The organism is Roseburia sp. (assembly GCF_041325975.1).
Taxonomy (GTDB): domain Bacteria; phylum Bacillota; class Clostridia; order Lachnospirales; family Lachnospiraceae; genus Roseburia; species Roseburia rectibacter.
Window position 1 is genome coordinate 971,634 of the sequence record NZ_JBGLEJ010000004.1, and the last position, 18,252, is coordinate 989,885.

Annotated in this window: 19 protein-coding genes; 1 reads left to right on the forward strand and 18 read right to left on the reverse strand. The window is 36.3% G+C overall.

Annotated elements, in window-relative coordinates; all coding sequences use genetic code 11:
* Nucleotides 1-10: 10 nt before the first annotated feature.
* From ACDD58_RS07895 to ACDD58_RS07910, 4 genes are read right to left on the reverse strand one after another with little or no spacing between them, the layout of a single operon-like run.
* Nucleotides 11-676 carry a class I SAM-dependent methyltransferase gene (locus tag ACDD58_RS07895; protein WP_370776801.1) on the reverse strand — a complete coding sequence of 222 codons (666 nt, stop codon included), beginning with the start codon at nucleotides 674-676 and terminating at the stop codon, nucleotides 11-13.
* A gap of 14 nt (nucleotides 677-690) precedes the next feature.
* A complete protein-coding gene (locus ACDD58_RS07900; protein WP_370776803.1) occupies nucleotides 691-906 on the reverse strand; it encodes a hypothetical protein in 216 nt (71 codons plus the stop codon).
* 19 nt (nucleotides 907-925) lie between these two features.
* Entirely contained in the window at nucleotides 926-1,591 is a 666-nt protein-coding gene (locus ACDD58_RS07905; RefSeq protein ID WP_370776805.1) for a class I SAM-dependent methyltransferase, read from the reverse strand.
* A gap of 14 nt (nucleotides 1,592-1,605) precedes the next feature.
* Nucleotides 1,606-2,661, reverse strand: coding sequence for a DUF4422 domain-containing protein (locus ACDD58_RS07910; RefSeq protein WP_370776807.1), 1,056 nt, complete (start codon nucleotides 2,659-2,661; stop codon nucleotides 1,606-1,608).
* A 106-nt stretch (nucleotides 2,662-2,767) separates the two neighbouring features.
* Between ACDD58_RS07910 and ACDD58_RS07915 the strand changes: the two genes are divergently transcribed.
* Nucleotides 2,768-3,931: a DUF3880 domain-containing protein gene (locus ACDD58_RS07915; RefSeq protein WP_370776810.1), complete on the forward strand. Its 1,164-nt coding sequence runs from the start codon at nucleotides 2,768-2,770 to the stop codon at nucleotides 3,929-3,931.
* Nucleotides 3,932-4,078: 147 nt separating this feature from the next.
* On the opposite strand, the gene ACDD58_RS07920 is transcribed toward ACDD58_RS07915, so the two are convergent.
* The 14 genes from ACDD58_RS07920 to flgK (ACDD58_RS07985) form a co-directional block, all read right to left on the reverse strand.
* Nucleotides 4,079-5,137, reverse strand: a complete 1,059-nt coding sequence (locus ACDD58_RS07920) for a glycosyltransferase (protein WP_370776813.1) — start codon at nucleotides 5,135-5,137, stop codon at nucleotides 4,079-4,081.
* A 7-nt stretch (nucleotides 5,138-5,144) separates the two neighbouring features.
* Entirely contained in the window at nucleotides 5,145-7,010 is a 1,866-nt protein-coding gene (locus ACDD58_RS07925; protein WP_370776815.1) for a motility associated factor glycosyltransferase family protein, read from the reverse strand.
* A gap of 3 nt (nucleotides 7,011-7,013) precedes the next feature.
* Nucleotides 7,014-7,340 (reverse strand): hypothetical protein, encoded by a 327-nt coding sequence (locus ACDD58_RS07930; RefSeq protein WP_370776817.1) that lies wholly within the window; start codon nucleotides 7,338-7,340, stop codon nucleotides 7,014-7,016.
* Between the two features lie 80 nt (nucleotides 7,341-7,420).
* Entirely contained in the window at nucleotides 7,421-8,617 is a 1,197-nt protein-coding gene (locus tag ACDD58_RS07935) for a flagellin (protein ID WP_370776820.1), read from the reverse strand.
* 237 nt (nucleotides 8,618-8,854) lie between these two features.
* Nucleotides 8,855-9,049, reverse strand: coding sequence for a hypothetical protein (locus ACDD58_RS07940; protein ID WP_370776822.1), 195 nt, complete (start codon nucleotides 9,047-9,049; stop codon nucleotides 8,855-8,857).
* Between the two features lie 156 nt (nucleotides 9,050-9,205).
* A complete protein-coding gene (locus ACDD58_RS07945) occupies nucleotides 9,206-9,682 on the reverse strand; it encodes a flagellar protein FliT (protein ID WP_370776825.1) in 477 nt (158 codons plus the stop codon).
* An 89-nt stretch (nucleotides 9,683-9,771) separates the two neighbouring features.
* A complete protein-coding gene (gene fliS / locus ACDD58_RS07950; RefSeq protein WP_370776828.1) occupies nucleotides 9,772-10,152 on the reverse strand; it encodes a flagellar export chaperone FliS in 381 nt (126 codons plus the stop codon).
* A gap of 31 nt (nucleotides 10,153-10,183) precedes the next feature.
* Nucleotides 10,184-11,731, reverse strand: a complete 1,548-nt coding sequence (gene fliD, locus ACDD58_RS07955) for a flagellar filament capping protein FliD (protein ID WP_370776831.1) — start codon at nucleotides 11,729-11,731, stop codon at nucleotides 10,184-10,186.
* Between the two features lie 38 nt (nucleotides 11,732-11,769).
* Nucleotides 11,770-12,165 carry a flagellar protein FlaG gene (locus tag ACDD58_RS07960; protein ID WP_370776833.1) on the reverse strand — a complete coding sequence of 132 codons (396 nt, stop codon included), beginning with the start codon at nucleotides 12,163-12,165 and terminating at the stop codon, nucleotides 11,770-11,772.
* A gap of 108 nt (nucleotides 12,166-12,273) precedes the next feature.
* Nucleotides 12,274-12,489 (reverse strand): carbon storage regulator CsrA, encoded by a 216-nt coding sequence (gene csrA / locus ACDD58_RS07965; RefSeq protein ID WP_370776835.1) that lies wholly within the window; start codon nucleotides 12,487-12,489, stop codon nucleotides 12,274-12,276.
* A gap of 2 nt (nucleotides 12,490-12,491) precedes the next feature.
* Complete coding sequence (gene fliW, locus ACDD58_RS07970) at nucleotides 12,492-12,953, reverse strand: flagellar assembly protein FliW (RefSeq protein WP_370776838.1); 462 nt, start codon at nucleotides 12,951-12,953, stop codon at nucleotides 12,492-12,494.
* A gap of 38 nt (nucleotides 12,954-12,991) precedes the next feature.
* A complete protein-coding gene (locus tag ACDD58_RS07975) occupies nucleotides 12,992-14,584 on the reverse strand; it encodes a flagellar hook-associated protein 3 (protein WP_370776841.1) in 1,593 nt (530 codons plus the stop codon).
* A gap of 27 nt (nucleotides 14,585-14,611) precedes the next feature.
* The gene (gene flgK / locus ACDD58_RS07980; RefSeq protein WP_370776843.1) at nucleotides 14,612-16,453 is read right to left on the reverse strand and encodes a flagellar hook-associated protein FlgK; all 1,842 of its coding nucleotides are present in this window, start codon (nucleotides 16,451-16,453) and stop codon (nucleotides 14,612-14,614) included.
* Nucleotides 16,454-16,470: 17 nt separating this feature from the next.
* On the reverse strand, nucleotides 16,471-18,240 hold the full coding sequence (gene flgK, locus ACDD58_RS07985) for a flagellar hook-associated protein FlgK (protein WP_370776844.1): 1,770 nt from the start codon (nucleotides 18,238-18,240) through the stop codon (nucleotides 16,471-16,473).
* Nucleotides 18,241-18,252: the final 12 nt, after the last annotated feature.

The following is an 18,252-nucleotide window of genomic DNA, read 5'->3' on the forward strand; positions in this document are numbered from 1 at the left end:
TATCTTCCTGTTATTTTTCTGCAATAGCAATATAATGTTCTACTTGTACATGCCTATCTGTGTATAATATTGTATCTATTTGTATATTTTTAAACCCAGCTTTTTCTAACACATAATTTAATTCAGCTTTATCATAAAAATGTATCGTACCACGTCCAACTAATACTCCTTCAGTAATCTCTGCATAAGTGTCTTTTTCCAAAAATCTTCCTGTTCCATATCCATCAGTTTCTTTGCCAAAACATGTAGTCAGTAGTTTACCACCTGTTTTTAACATCCTATAAATATTTGCATACATCGTATTGATATTGTCCAATAAATTACAACAAATACATACATTATCAATAACTGCATCAAAATATCCATCCGGATAATTGACATCTAGTGCATCCAAAACATCAAAATGTGCTTTCAAATGTTCTCTTTCAAACCTTTCTTTTGCTCTTTTAATTGCACTTTCAGAACCGTCAAACGCATATGCATCAAACCCTTCTCTTGCAAGATACCATGTATGCGCACCTGTTCCACAGCCAAAATCCAGCATTTTTACTTTACTTCGCTCCGGTGTTTTATAATAATTTCTTGCCACAAATCTTATGACATGTTCTGTAGGGTACATCCCCCATTCCTGTGTGCTATGCACTGTTTCCCACTCCTGGTTAAATGATTTTTCCATTTCAATCCACCTCTTTATATATTTGCAATAATGATTTGTCTCATGATCTCTGATACATTTGTTTTATTTATGTATTCAATATCTGTTTCGTTAATTTTTTCACCATTTTGTTCTTTTTTCATTATTTCTCTTACTATCCTCAAATGGCTTATTAATTGCGAAAGATTTTCTGATACCGCATACATTCCAGTTATTCCCTGTTCTTTTTCTTTTTCTAAAATAATGTCCATTCTATTCCCTATCTTCCTGCTATTTTTCTGCAATAGCAATATACTGTTCTATTTGTACATGCCTATCTGTGTATAATATTGTATCTATTTGTATATTTTTAAACCCAGCTTTTTCTAACACATAATTTAATTCAGCTTTATCATAAAAATGTGTCGTACCACGTCCAACTAATGCTCCTTCAGTAATCTCTACATAAGTGTCTTTTTCCAAAGGTCTTCCTGTTCCATATCCATCAGTTTCTTTGCCAAAACATGTAGTCAGTAGTTTACCACCTGTTTTTAACATCCTATAAATATTTGCATACATTGTATTGATATTGTCCAATAAATTACCATAAACACATACATTATCAATAACTGCATCAAAATATCCATCCGGATAATTGACATCTAGTGCATCCAAAACATCAAAATGTGCTTTCAAATGTTCTCTTTCAAACCTTTCTTTTGCTCTTTTAATTGCACTTTCAGAACCGTCAAACGCATATGCATCAAACCCTTCTCTTGCAAGATACCATGTATGCGCACCTGTTCCACAGCCAAAATCCAGCATTTTTACTTTACTTCGCTCCGGTGTTTTATAATAATTTCTTGCCACAAATCTTATGACATGTTCTGTAGGGTACATCCCCCATTCCTGTGTGCTATGCACTGTTTCCCACTCCTGGTTAAATGATTTTTCCATTTCAATCCACCTCTTTATATATTTGCAATAATGATTTGTCTCGTGATCTCTGATACATTTGTTTTATTTATGTATTCAATATCTGTTTCGTTAATTTTTTCACCATTTTGTTCTTTTTTCATTATTTCTCTTACTATCCTCAAATGGCTTATTAATTGCGAAAGATTTTTTGATACCGCATACATTCCAGTTATTCCCTGTTCTTTTTCTTTTTCTAAAATAAATAGAATTAACTCAATATCCGGTATTTCATTTTTTATATCTGATAATTCCAATTGTACATCCGGTCTCAATTTCAGGAAATCATAAAATAACTGCCTTGCCTCTGAGAATTGTCCCATTTTTACCAGTTGTCCCATTGCACGTTTAAACTCAACTGTCTCGGCTTTCTCTGCCGTGATCCCAATATGACCTTCTTTCACTTTTAATCTTTTCGCTGTAATATAAACTAACAATAACTCCTCAGACAAAAAGCCAAATAACCGTTTATGATAATCATCATAACTGCTCACATCTATATATTTTTCCATTTCAAAAAAAATTGAAAAAAGCCACTCACAATACATATCAAACAGCTCTTTTTTCATAACGCATAAATTACCGAAATAATACTTTTTCCCTTGCATTACTTTTTCAAATGCATCAAAATCTTCCGGAAAAAGTTCCTTTATTATCTCTCCTGCCAATATCATATCTTTTTCATTATGTGCCCCACCAAAATATTCCATATATGATTTTGGTGCATACATTGCATTTGAAACTAACACATCTGCGTCTTTTAATGCCATTTCATATTCTTCTTTCGACATCAGCTTTCCATCACCATTAAAGAAGTATCGCCTATAATGACATATACCAATTAAATCTGCATCATGATAATTTTTCCATAGCCAGTACATTCCCGTAAGTTCTCCATAGTAAGGATTCAACTCTGATATGGAATCTCCACTGTCATCCCTTATATATCCCAAATTCTCATTCAACGCAGTTCCTACTTGAAGCGGCACATATATTGGATTACTCGGCGGATTAAATTTTTTATGTGTCATAACAAAAATTTGTACTTTCATATTCACCACGCTATCTACCACACTATTGTATACCATTTTCATAAAAAAACTAGAAAAAATTTATTTCTCTGTTATAATCAATTTTAAATAGAAAGGATTGTATAGTATGAATATTTTATTTCTTGACTGGCCATGTTTTGGTCGTACTGATTTATTAAATTTTTTCCACGAAAGGCATGACTCTGTCACTTTATTTTCCCATCCAGACTATAACCTCAGAAAAAGTAACTCCTTTGCAGAAAATATTCATTCTATATTTCAAAGTCAAAACTTTGATTTCTGTTTTTCATATAATTTTTTCCCACTGTTGGCCACTGCATGTTTTAAACATAATATTAAATATGTCTCACTTGTATATGATAGTCCACAGGTAAAACTTTATTCTTACACAGTTACTTACCCTACAAACTATATATTTTTATTTGATAGTTATCTTGTTTCTCAATTTCAGAAAGAAGGTATTTCCACGTTCCATTATATGCCTCTTCCTGTCAACTCCAACCGTATTTCTGACCTTTTCAAGCAGACCTATGATGCTTCACGCTTATCTGCCGAAATTTCTTTTGTCGGCTCTTTATATAACGAAGAACATAATTTATATGAATCATTAAATAAGCTTCCACCTTATACCAAAGGCTATCTGGATGGACTTTTGCAAGCCCAATCACATGTTTATGGTTATAATTTTATACAAGAATGTCTTACTTCCTCCATTACAACACAAATCCAAAATACAGTGCACTACAAAAAAAATCCAGATGGTGTTGAACCTTTAAGTTATATTTTTTCAGATTACTATTTATGTCGAAAATTAACATCATTAGAACGTATTGAATATCTTACTGCTGTTGCTGCAAAACATACTTTAAAACTATTTACATCGAATGACGATTTTATTATTCCAAATGCTAAAAATATGGGATTTGCTGATCCGCTTATCGAATCACCCTATATTTTTCATAATAGTAAAATCAATCTTAACATTACCCTACGCAGTATTAAAAGTGGTATTCCTCTTCGTTGCTTAGAAATTATGGCAAGTGGTGGTTTCTTGCTCACAAATTTTCAATCAGATTTTTTGAAACATTTTGTTCCAAACAAAGAATTCGTTTTCTTTGAAAGTAAAAAAGATATGTTGCAGAAAATTGATTATTACCTTGAACATGAAGAGGAACGAATTTCCATTGCAAATGCAGGATTTACTAAGATTTCAAAACTATTTAGCTATGAATCAATTTTTCAGAAGATGTTTTCTCTTATAAATTTTTAATCTTTCATCGCATTATGCAAATATTCCTAATCTATAAACATTAGTTTCCTAAAATATTTACTCTTGGTGAGTAACCAGAATATGGGTTACTCATCAGAGATTAGAATTCTAACCTCTTTTCAAGTTATTTTCCACTTCAAAATCTTTCTAACTCAAAAACTTGAAAAGTTTTTCTTCAAAATCTTTTAATGCTTCTTTCATTTCATATTGTTTTACAGTTTCTATGCATTTTCTTCCTTCTACAAAAGGTAACAGTCCATCTTGTAAATAATTCAAAATTTCAGCAAGCATTTTGAAATCATTCCAACCAAATAAATATCCTGTTTCTCCGGGCGTTATTAACTCTTTTACACCATTAATGGGAGTAGTAATGATCGTCTTTCCACAGGCCAAAGCTTCTATTACAGACAATGGTGCTCCCTCATATTCGGAAGCAAGTACAATTGCATCTGCCTGTTGCGCATATACCCAAGGATTATCCTTCCAGCCAAGCCAAAAGACCCTGTCAGCTAACTTCATTTGTGAAGCCTGCGTTTTCAAAGTATTTACATATTCTTCCTCTCCATCTCCAACTATGTATAATTTCCAATTCTTATCAGCTAACTTTATTGCATTGATCACAATCTCAATATGTTTTTCCTCAGATATTCTTCCTACATAAAACAGTTTTTTCCATTTATCCTGTTGCATAACAGATTTCTCATTAACCCTCGAAAAATCAACGGGATTATACACCCGAACCACTTCCGAGATATTATGTTTTTTTATTTCGCTATAAATATAATCAGAAATTGCAAAATGTCCATCTGCCCATCGTAAACTTTCGTATCCACCATAACCCGCTGCCTGATATCTTTCAACAGGTGCATGTAACCATGAAATAACCGGTATTGTTTTTTCCCCATATACAGCTTTTTGAGCAACATAACTCATATAAGGCCATGCTGTTGCTAACACAATATCTGGTTTTTCTTTTTCATGCAAAAAGTTCATATACGCTTCGGTAAATTCCATCAAATTATGTCCTGCACGTCCGTATAATAAAGGGAAAAATAGAATTCCTTCTCTCGTCCAATTTATTCCTTCCCATACAAGTTGTACAATTCGGACTATCCAACCATCTTCTTTTAGATACAACGCTGTATCATTGATTACATTTTCAACTCCGCCCCGCTCTGCTACTGCAATTACTATATCAATTGTCATTTCAGCCTCAGTTTTCTGCCAATTCAGAAAAGATTTTGACTGCTTCCTGTTTTAAGAGTTCAGATGCTTCAACTATTAATTTTGTATACAATTTACCCTTTCTTGCAAGTTCCAGCCCTTCTTCTTTTAAATTGTCCAATTTATCAAATTCTTCGTTTCTCATAATCTGCATTGCTGACGGCATTGTAAGAATTACCAGCTGATAGACTTCCTGACTTTCCACTTTTTTTATCTGACTTTTTATTTTCGTCAGTAATTTAATATACTCCTGACCTTCCATTTGATTTTTCTTACACAAGCTTTCTACTTTATAGTAACTTTTACGCAATTTTTCTGCACACTTCTTTAAATTTTCAAATTGATCTGGTATTCCAATTAGATATTCTTTCGCCCACTTTTGGTTTTCTTCATTTAACATCGGTGGAATTTTTTCAATACATTTAGCTATATCTACCTCTTTTGTACAAGTTTGTTCGATAGCATCTTTCAATGTCATCAATTCTGTTCCTTCTATTTTTGCTCCACCTTCTGTTGCATTAATCACACGGAATCCTTCCACATGTTCTTTATATAATCTTATATTTGTCTTATACCACTCTAAAAAAACATAAAAATCTGTTCTTGTAGGAACTTTTTCTTCGTAGTTTCCTTCTATCCATTGACAGTCTTTCGTGTCAACTTCATGCATTTTTTCTTCAAAAGTACCATCTGCATGTGTTTTATTCCCAGTAAGTGCTAAATCCTGTCCCACTAATATAATCGTTTTCAAGCCAATTTTATATAACAAAGAAAATGCATTGGTTGCAACTGAACCTCCGCTGCATACATTTCCCCACGGCAGACCGCTTTTTTTCATAATTTTTTCTGCGAATCGATATGATTCATCGAAAAAGAATTTTTTCCCCTGATGAAAATCAAGAATTTCCGGTGTCGCATTTAATGTAGTCGCCATCGGGATTTGTTCTACGCCTTTCATTTCAACCAAATTCATCGGCTTTAATGCATCGACAATGAAAAACATATCCGGAACAATCCCTTCACGCAATAAAGGTTTCAATGCAGTATCTACAGCTATAATAAAAGCTTTTCCTTTTGCCTTTTTTAGTTCCTGGATATTTTTATTTAAAGAGGGGCCTGCTGCCACGACAATTCCTGTAACATCCATTGGAATTGCACGAAAAAGCTGTATCGTTTTATATCCATTATATAAATATTTTGCATTGCGCAATACATTTATAGATGTGACCTCAGCAAAAGCCATAGCAGTATTATATGCAACACGGTTATCCAATGCAGCATTCTTACATTTTTCAATAAGTTTATCTGTTTCCTCTTTAAATAAAATATCATAACCCGGAAGTATAAATAATTGTAAATGCTTTAGATTTTCTAATTTCATAATTCCTGGTAATATTGTATCTACCTTTTCAAGAGACATTCTTGCTATTCCTTCTACCCAAAAAAGAATAAAATGCCTTTCCATTCCTTTTTCTAAATCAATTTCCTCTAAAGCTTTTAAAAAAATACTTATAGATGGTTCATATATGATAATATTAAGCCGTACTTCCACATGCTCAATGAGTTCCCGCAAATAATTAATATTCCCAATTCCCATAAATATATAGGTATAACTTTTTTTTAACTCTCCCTGTTCCAAAAACCATTCATGTGGCGGGCATTTTGCATTTCTTTTCCCCCCTAAATAACAACAATTTCCATTTCTGCTTACCTTGAGTATTCTTTGCTTATCCTCTGAAAGAAGTTCCTCAATTATAACATCCTGTTCCTGCTCCTTTTCTGCCTGTCTAATGTTTTCTTCCATTCCAGGATAATATTGTTCCAGTATCTTTATATTTTTATCATACAGTCGCATTATTTATTTCGTCTCCCTCACATTATTAGGCAGGAAAATTCTTAAATATTCCATCATTCCATATGTAATTGCATCATGCATTAACACATAATCCTGCTGTTCAATTGCCTGCACAATATCTTGAAGAATTTCTATCAGTTTTTCACAGAGTATTTTCCATTCTGTCTCATTATTTTCAAGATGATTTTCTTGCATAAACCATACCGAAAACCCCTGAATTTCTTTCAAACATGCCTGAACCGGCACAAGGTCGTTTCTCTTTTGATAGTCCAAAAAATTATCTGATATTATTTTTAATTTATCATATAATTTCTCTATTTCATCCAACATACCGATTCCTCTTTCTTTCTAAAATAAAAGAGTTGGCAAAGCCAACTCTTTTATTCATATTGTTACTATCATACTCTTGATTACTGTAACAGAGAAAGTACACCCTGAGTAGACTGATTTGCCTGTGCAAGCATAGACTGTCCAGCCTGTGCAAGAATATTATTCTTGCTGTACTCAACCATCTCATCAGCCATATCTGTATCACGGATACGAGATTCAGCGGAAGATGTATTTTCAGATACATTATCCAAGTTTGCAACTGTATGCTCTAATCTGTTCTGTAAAGCACCGAGAGCAGAACGCTGAGAAGATACAGAATTGATAGCCTTCTGTACTGCGTCAATTGTTGCGTTTGCACTTGCATAATCTGATACATCCGGTTTGGTAAGTGTTGTAGCTTTTCCAACAGTTGCTTTATCAGCAATAACATTCTCTGTGTCAGCATATGTAGCATTATTTGCATTAATTGCAGCTGAAATAGCATCTTTCATATTGCTTACATCTGCTGCCATTGCAGCACTTGCAGTTGAATACATATCGTTATTTGCATCCAGATAATATGCACTACCTGACTCCATATTTATCTGCCGCTGATATCCTTTTACATCTGCCGTATTAGAAACAATTGCCTGTAAGCTTGCAATAGCAGTTGCTACCTGACCTGAAAAAGTGTCGTTTGCACTTATTGTTGTGGTTGTATACTTACCAAAAGTAAATCCCGTTACTTTCTTACCAGTCTGTGCCTGTGAAGTGGTACCTGCAATATTATGTAATCCTAAAGCAGATGCATTCATATTGCCGATTGTAACAGAAATCTTCTGATCAGAGTTTGCTCCAACCTGTAAGTTTTTAGATGCAAAACCACCATCTAATAAGTTCTGCTTGTTGAACTGTGTTGTAGATGCGATACGATCGATCTCTGCTGTAAGAGCATCTAACTCCTCGTTGATAGCATCACGGTCAATGCCTTCATTTGTGTCATTAGCACCCTGAACAGCTAATTCATTCATACGCTGTAAGATAGAATGTGTCTCAGCTAATGCACCTTCTGCAGTCTGGATAAGAGAAATACCATCCTGAGCATTTGAAGAAGCTTTATCAAGTCCACGAACCTGGCTTCTCATTTTTTCAGAAATCTTTAAACCTGCAGCATCATCGCCTGCGCGGTTAATTCTGTAACCAGAAGATAATTTCTCAGAAGATTTTGCCTGAGCGCTTGTTGTGATTCCTAACTGACGGTTAGCGTTCATCGCTGTAAGATTGTGCTGTACTACCATATTATTTTTCCTCCTTGAATAGGGCTTCAGCATCCATGCTGAAGTAAATTTGTTTTTGTGAGTCAGCCTACTCTGACCGTACGCTTCATTTTGGCTTTCTCTCAAGTAGCATTCTTTGCTTACTTAATATATATATCGGACATGTCTTTTTTTTCTTTAGTACAAAATGAAAATTTTTCACATTTTTTATTTATAATTTAAAATGGAGCTACGTTATCTCATAGCTCCATCAAAATCTCATTGTACCTTCGCATTCCGTAACAATTCATCTATGCCCAATTCCTTTACCCTCTTATTACTGTTTCCCACACCAATAACAAGCTTATCTACATCAATAAATGCCGTTTTAGAGTTTCTTGCCATAGACCAACTGTCACTTTTTACTTTTTGATAATTATTATCTTTCGTTTTCGATATTATCTGTTTTATCATATCCTGCCTCATTTCCTTATGCGTAATGGCTAAACACCATCATTATTTCTCTTTTTCCTATATCTTATTCATAAAAGAGTTGTCTTACAATAATAGATCAATTATATACCTTTCTATGGATCATTTCAACTACATTCTGCATTTTACACTCTTTTTTCACTTCTTATTATCCACAAAATATGGCTCATTCATTGCACTTTTCATCATACTCTTATAATACTGCTGTACGATTTTCTGGCTGCTGCGCACTTCTCGAACTTGATTACGGATAGTTGTAAACTTCTGTTCTGTCAGACATTTATTTTTTGCCTCTATAGTCTGTATCTTAACACTCTTTTCTGTAATGTGTCTAATCAGTTCCTGCATCCGCCTAATTTCAGCTGCATAAACACCCCTGTCACCAGATAAAGTCTCCTTTACTTTTTCATAAAGACTTTCAAATCCATCATCTAACAATTGGAGTTTTTCAATCTGATCAGATTTTTTAGTTACATACTTCCGAAAGTCATCTGGATCTAAATTGGGATCTGCAAAAAGATTTTCCTGTTCTTCACACAGTCTGACAATCTCATCTAACACCTGTTCCTTTTTCTCCAGACTTTCTATCATGATCTGTAGATAATTCTCTGTCATAAAGATTCCCTCCATCTTTTTCATTATATAGCAAAAGCTGCCGCATGCATTTCGAATATGATTTCATGTGACAGCTTATTGCTTATTTTTTATGAATGATTATTAGAAAGTTTCATTACTTCTTTCCATGTATCCCTCATAGTTCGCAAGTGTTTTAAAACTTCCTCTAATATTTCTTTATCTTTTTTTATATTAGCTTCAAGGAGCCTGTCTTTTAAATACTTATATACATTGTCAAAATCATCTGCCACTGGATATTTATGATTCAAGGTAACCTGAAACTCTGTAATAATATCTTCCACTTTTTTTATATTATTATGTGTTTTTTCCACGTCCTTTTCTTCAATACCCGCAATAGCAATATTGCAGAATTTAATCGCCCCATCATATAACATCAACGTAAGTTCTGCCGGTGTCGCTGTCATGATCTTACTGTTCGCATATGCTGCATAACCCTTAAGATTGTTCATCTGACTATATTCCTCCAAAAACTAATTACTATCATGATCCAAACAAATTTGACAATGAAGATGTCTGAGATTGTAATTTTGAAAGAGCCGTTTCCATTGCAGAAAACTTCTTGTAATAGTAATCCTCCATATCTTCTAACTTATTTTCCCATTTTGTAATGGTTTGTGTGTAATCACTATACTCAGAAGCCATTTCCTTATCATTGTAAAATGTCAAAGAGCTGCGCAATGAACGGCTGCTCTTCATCTTTTTATCCATGGCATCATACAATCCTTTTGAAAGCTGTTTCATAAAATCCACAACGCTATCCGGATCACTCTTGATTGCTGCCATTAATTTATCTTCATTTCCTGATGTTGAGCTATCATCTTCATCTCCATCAATATGATATGCGTACTGTTCATTCTTTGCCGCATTCATAAATCCTAACGTTTTAATCCCAAAACTGCTCAAACTATACGTTTTATCATTTACCGTATAACTCTTTGACATAGCTGTTGTCATACTGTTCAAGATTCCACTTAATGTATCATCCCGACGTAACAGGGAACTCTTTATTTTCGTCTCCCACTTCTCCACTTCTGAATCACTCATCTGATCTTTTTCATCATCAGTCAGTGGTTCATATCCCTTCGCATTGTCTGCGTTGTACAAAGAAGTCATTTCATTAATAAGCGCATTATAGCTGCTCAAAAAGCTCTTTACTTTATCATAAAGTCCCTGCGTATCTGTTGTAACAGTCAATGTCAGTGATTCGTTTGCATCTGTAACTCCCAATGCTGTAATTGAAACACCATTAATGTTGAAATCATTTGTTGATGACGTATATGTAGCACCATTTAAGACAATTGCAGCATTTTCTGCGGAAATTCTTGAATTTCCACTATTTTTCTCTGCTGAACTATCATATACTGTTGAATCCATGCTTAACCCCAATGCAAGCAGAGCCTTATCTCCATCTGCATTTTTGGATTTGATATCAAATGCGTTGTCTGTTCCAGCTTTTGAAGATGCTATAAAAATTCTCTGATTCGTTGCATCAAAATTAGCAGACAAACCAGCTTCTTTTAACTGGTCGACAAATTCGCTTACTTTTGTGTCAGCACTTACGGAAATTGTACTGACTTTTCCAGTCTCCTTATTCGTAACTTCAAAACTTGCATCTGATCCGCTATACCCTAACTGGCGTAATGTTGTAGAAGTACTTACCTTATCTTTAGATGTATTATCTGCAAGTTTCATCTGGGCACCGGTAATATATTCACTTTTCGCAACAGACTTTACTTCCAACGTCTGTACTCCAGCCGCTGCATTTCCACTGACACTCACACTTGCCTTGGTGCTATCCGAAATACTTGCTGTCTTTAAGCTGTATGCAGAAGAGTACTTCAGATTACCAGCCTCTTTATAAAAGCTGTAAATCTTGGAATTCAATGTCTTCCATGCATCCTGTTTCCACGAAAGTTTTGTCTGTGCCTTTTTATATTTATCTGTTTTGTAGCTGTACGAAGACACCAGTGCTGATATAATACTCTCTGTATCCAGACCTGATGCTAATCCTGTGATTCTAATTGGCATATGATCACTCCTATCTGATGAATTTATTGGATGTTATCTTACAGTTTCTGATCCACTAACAGTCCCGCGACCTCCCATACCTTTGCTATCATATCCAGCGTCTTCTCCGGTGGATATTCTTTCAGGACTTTCTTAGTATCTTTGTCTATAATCTTAATCGTCACACGGTTTGTTGCATCATGGATGCCAAAGATTGCCTCCGAGTTCTGAACCTTTTTGTTAATCTCATCAACTGCCTTTTTGATCTGAGTATTCGTACCTACACCTGCAGACTGCTGTCCATCCTGTGACGTATCTGTCTGTCTGGTCGCAATATCATCTTTTGACTGATTCTGAACACCTTTTTCTGACGCTGTGCTATCTAGTTTGATATCTACATTTTCTACGGTTTTCCCATAGGTAACTGTAGAATCCTGCATACGCTGCACTTCCATCTTTATGACCTCCATTTCTGTCAAACATATAACGATTTTTTAATCTACCATATATATCGGTTTCTTTGCCACAAAATTAATACCGAGATGTATTTTTCATATTCCGGATCACAATAAATCATTCAATGATGCAATCGTGTCAACATTTAGCGCAGCCTTATTTTCATTCTGAATCTGTAAATATACCTCTTTACGATAGATTGGCACATCCTTCGGTGCCGATATACCGATCTTTACCTGATCTCCGCGAATCTCAAGCACTGTGACTTCCACATTATTGTTAATCACAAGCGACTCACCTTTTTTTCGTGTCAATGCCAGCATCCTTATTCCTCTGCTTTCTTTTTTCTCATTACTGCTTCATAAATATTATACTTAACCGGGTAATCATCTTCTACAATGATCTGACATCCTTTATTTGTTTCTGTATTAATAATAATCGGCGCTTTCAGATTAATAGACGCGTCCTTTTTGTCTGCTGTTGCAGTAACGGTTGTAAGCACATATAGATTTGTTTCATTCAGTTCACCCAACGGTTTTAACATCTCATCACTGACTGTCGGATTATAATCTGGTTTTAATCCATTCGGCTGCATAACCGGAAATGCGACCTGTGGTTCGTCCATACTCTGAAACCACATAATAGAACTTTCTTTTTTCTTTTTTTCCATGTCATAAATCAGGGCAAATTTCTTTAAATCCGGAAATCCAATCATACCGTTTTCCATATGAATAATCTTCTGCTCTTCTATGTCTATTTCTCCAAAAAGTCTGGTATCTGCCTTCACTTTTTGTCCCTCCTGGTTTATTTTATCTGTTTTGCGTCTTACAGATAACTAAGTAATGTTGTCTGATTAATCTTTGATGCAGCCTGCAGAGATGACTGATATGCAGTATATGCTGCTGTATAATCTAAAATAATATCAGAAAGATCCCTGTCCTCATTTGCTGACTTGAGTTCCTCAAATGTCTCCTGTTGATTAGACATACGGTTTTTGGTCAATGCCAGACTCTGCCCTTTTGTACCGACATCTGTGAGTGCAAGATTTACCTTGTTCAGATAGGTGTCACAATTTCCAATGTAGCTGTTATAAAGCTTTTGCATGTTATCATCTGCATAATCCTGTTCTTTTTTCGCTGCAGCAATCCATTCATCCAGTTTTTCCTGATCTTTTTCCGACGAATACTGATCCATTTTCTTCATCGCTTCTAAGTCTGTTACTTTCTGTTCTGCATCTAACGAACGCTGTACAGCATCGATCAGTTCATCCACATCCCTTCCTAATGACTGGTCAAACACATTGGAAGCCTCTGTATTCACATTTAAAGTCTGATTCGCTGCAATAACATAATCAATATCCTGATAAATCTGGTTGCCATCTTTATCATATTTTTCATATTTTAATGTATTATTCGGATCCGTGATGTTTGTACAGTTATAATAATATTCCGGACGTAACTCTCCATTATCAAAACCTGTTTTGGTATAAGAAATATCCATGGATGCATTATTTGTTGATAATGTGGTCGATGCCACATCACTAAAAATCAGCTCTCCTGTATCTCGGATCAGCACTGCCTCACCATCTGCAATGTCATATGATTTTGGTGTTTTCGTGGATGCTTCTAACCATTTATCATAAGAATCATATACGGTAACATTCATATTTCCTGTCTTATTTACAGGCGTTTTCCCTGTTGTATCTGTATAATTGTAACTGATCGTTACCGTGCTGCCATTTGCAGAGATTTTTGTAGTATTTCCTGTTGCATCCGTCACATCCAGACTGTCAATGCCGTCATAGCCAAGACGGATTCTGTCATAAGCAGCTTTGGTCGGTGATGCGATCATATTATTGTTTAATTCATTCTGGCTTTTTGGAACTTCAATATCATTTCCATAGTATCTGTGTTCCTGCAGATCGGAATAAGATAGTTTCTGTGTGATCTCATACTTTGTGGTTGATTCATCCTGCATAAATGTAATCTTTTTATTGGTGCGGTATCCTGTAAATACGGTTCTTCCGGCATAATCAGCATTTCCTTCCGAATAAACCTTGCTGCGCAGCTGCTCTAACTGCGTCAGAATTGTTTTTCGGTTGCTTGCTGTCAATGAATCCTGTGCACCATACTCGCACTGTGTACGGATTGTCTTAATAAGCTCCTGCATGTTAGTCATTGCAGTCTCCGTTACATCCAGCCATGATTCTGCATCCGGAATATTTTTCTCATAGTACTGATCGATCTCGCTCAACGTACTGCGCAGACGGAGTGCACGGATCGCCGTTACCGGGTCATCGGAAGGACGCTGTATTTTTTTCTGGCTGGTCATCTGATTGTTCAGTGTGTCCACATTTCCTTTATTTCCATTGATATTAATGGATGTATTATGCAATATGATATTATTTGTAATACGCATTGCCATTTCCTCCTGTTATAAATCCGTTTATACTCCGGTTTCCTCGATCAGTTTGTCATATACTTCTGCCATAACTGAGATCATTTTAGATGATAAATTGTAGGCATTCTGGAACTTGATCAGATCAAGTGCTTCCTCATCCTCATCCACACCGGAAACAGACATTCTCTGTGTCTCAAGCGCTGCCTGTATATTTGTATAATTGTTGCTGAAGATCGTAGACTGCTGTGTATCAATGGAGATATCAGAAATCATACATTTCAGGAATCCTGATGCATTTCCTGCACGGAATAAAACCGTATCACTCTTTAATTTTGCCAGATCTTCAACCAGTTTATACTTATCTACACCATCTTCTGTATCGGTCTTATACTGTGCAGCAAGTTTAGATGAATCTTTTACACAAATGGAAGAAACGCAGATATTAGATGCTGTCAGTTTGTAATATGAGCTTGCGCCGCAGTCTGTCGTGTTTCCATGATTCTTATCGCTCTTTCCTAATACATATTCCTCACCGGTCACCTGATCTGCACCGGTAAAGAAAGAATAATAGTCTGTTGCATTTCCGTCTAAATCCTGTCCTTTTAACATGATATCATTAAATAAAGAACAGAAAGAACGTAAAAACTGATTCATCTGTGACATGTAATACGGAACACCCATGGTATCAACAGAGCTTCCGATGGATGCCTGCATACCGTCTACCTTATTGGACTGCTGCTGGCTTAATGCATCCTCAAGTTCAAATGTGTAGGATGTGATCTTGCCATCGGCATCTGTCTCAAAAGTAAATTTTGTATAATTGTAATCTTTTCCGTAAATGGTGAGTGTACCGCTCTCCGGCACTGTCATTGCCTCAATATCTGTGATGGAAGGACTGACTACTTTCACATGTTTGCTGTCGATCACTCTTGCCTCACCGGTAAAGTTCTCTCCGTTGTTGCCATCACGGATATCAAACAATGCCTTTAAGGTACCTGACATGGAACTTGCGCCAGCTTTGAAGCTGTTGCCGGTTTTCTCCCATTTAACATCATATAAACCGTCCATATCGGACTGGTTTACTTTATTTTCCCTTGCAACACATTTTAATGTTTCATAATCGTAGGTATCTACCAGTACCTGACCACCGATCTTAACTGTAAAGTAATTAGCTCCTGTCGGCAGTTCCGGATCGTTTGAGTTCTGTACCGGAAGTTCCTCTGCCTCTGTCGGAACAATCTTGGATAGCTCATCGATCAGTAAGGCTCTCTGGTCACGCAGTTCGTTCGCATAACCACCCTGAATTTCAATGACGTTGATCTGGTGGTTTAAACTTGCGATCTTCTCTGCAATGGAATTGATATTCTGTACTGTAGATTTGATTTCCTCGTTGGCATTATTCTGAATATCTCCCAGTCCGGATGCAACGCTGTTAAAGAATGTTGCGAAATTCTGGGCACTTCCGATAAACTGCTGACGTGTATTCACATCTCCGGCATTGTTCTTTAAGGTATCTAAGTCATTAAACATCGTGTTTAAGATTGTTGAAAAACCTTTGGAAGAATCATCATCAATAAAATAATTTTCAATCTGCTTCAGGTAATTGAGCTTCGTCTCATATAAACCGACAGATGACTGGTTGTACCAGTATTTGTTGTCATAATACTGGTTGCGAAGCTGTTTTACGGACTCGGTCGTAACACCGGTTCCCATACTGCCGTATTTTGCATAGGCACGAATAGACTCGGAAGCAACACGGTTTGCCTGCTGTTTGCTGTATCCTTTTGTCTGTACATTCGATATATTATTTGCACTCGTATTTAAGGCAACCTGATATGCACTTAATCCTGAAGATGCAATCGTTAATCCAAAAAATGTTGATGGCATGTTAACCTCCTATGCTGCTATCCAAGCTGTGTGATCAGATGCTCGATCATCTCATTAATAACATTAATAAAACGGCTGGATGCATTGTATGCGTTCTGGTATTTGATCATATAAGTCAATTCTTCATCCGAAGAAACTCCGATTACCTGCTGTCTCTGGTTATCAACTGACTGTACCGTCTGGGACAGGTTTGTTGCAGTAGAATTGTATACATTTCCGTAGGTAGCAACCTCTCCGATCATAGCTGCATAATAGTCCTTAAAGCTGTATGCCTTTGTGTCATTCGGATTGACTGTAAGGCTTTCTTTATCCCACACTGCTGCAAGTGTCGCCATCAATGACTGATCCACATCTCCATTCTGCTGTAAATGTGGAAGTAATGTCTCATCTGTGATCAGTGCACTGTTTACTCCGGTGCTTGCCATGGTGTACTGCTTTGTCGTGTCTGTCGGATCTTCTTCATTATATAAATAATACGTCTTCGTTGTCGGTGGATTAACACTTGTATCTGTATATGTAACCTCTGTGTAACGTTCTGTTCCAAGTCTTGTAAATAACTCCTGTGGTGGCAGTTTCCCATCCGATCCCACTGCACACTTATCTGCATCTAAGATCTTCGTATTTGCTGTCACGGTATAGGTATTGCCGTCTGCATCGGTCATGGTAACAGATCCGTTTCCTGTCAGGCCTGTAATATAATTCGATGCTTCCGTATTCGGGCATAAGATATCGTTGATCGCCGTTGCAATTCCATGGAACAACTGATCCATCTGTGCTTCTGCACGGAGCATAACAGACATGCCTGTCGTATCATCATAAGTCTTGCCATCTAAGCCAACAATATCCTTGTAATTGGCAACTTTGTCTCCTCTTGCAAGTACAAGTGCCTTGATCTCACCCATATCATTTTTATTTTCCGTGGAAATATCACGGTTAAAATTAAACAGATAGGTATACTCACCCTTGTCCGGGTCAGAGAGATGTGACCAATATGGTGTCACAAATCCTGTCACTTTGTCAGTCTGTTTTTCTACTTTATAATAGCCGTTCTCATTGACAAATTCGTTGCCTTCCACGCTGACGCGCACGACACCGTTTACCTCTTCTTTATAAGAAATATCAACAAGACTCGACAATTCATCCAGTGCCAGATCTCTTGCATCACGCAGTGTCATTGCAGTTTCAATATTTCCTGCCTCGATCTTCTGGATCTGCAGATTTAGTTCACTGATCGTCTTTCCAAGTTCATTGACCACATCAATGTCATCGGAAATCTGTGAATTGATATTATACTGATAACTCTTCAGTCCAGAATAAACAGCACTTGATCTGCTGGTAAAAAGCTGTGCCTTCTGAATAACAAGATTCTGATATACGCTATCCTCCGGGTATTTATATAGCTCCTGAAATGAGCCCCAGAAATCGGTTAATGCATCCTGAAAAGCCTGTCCCTCTAATTCCTGATAATAGTTCTGCACCTCTGTCAGTGCCTCACTGGTCGATGCATAAAAAGACTGACGGCTTGATTCTGTACGGTATAACCGATCTAAGAATACATCTCTTGAATGGACAACATCTCCGATCGTTACACCAAGACCGGATTGCTGATTGCTGATTGCTGCTGTTGTATTAAATGTGACATAGTCACGGTCTGCAAACAAAACGCTCTGACGCACATATCCTGTTGTGTCTAAGTTCGCCAGGTTGTTTGATGTTACGTTAAGTGCATTCTGACTGCTCTGTAAACCGGCTACGCCGATAAACATACTTCCAAAACCATTTGCCATGGTAGTTCCTCC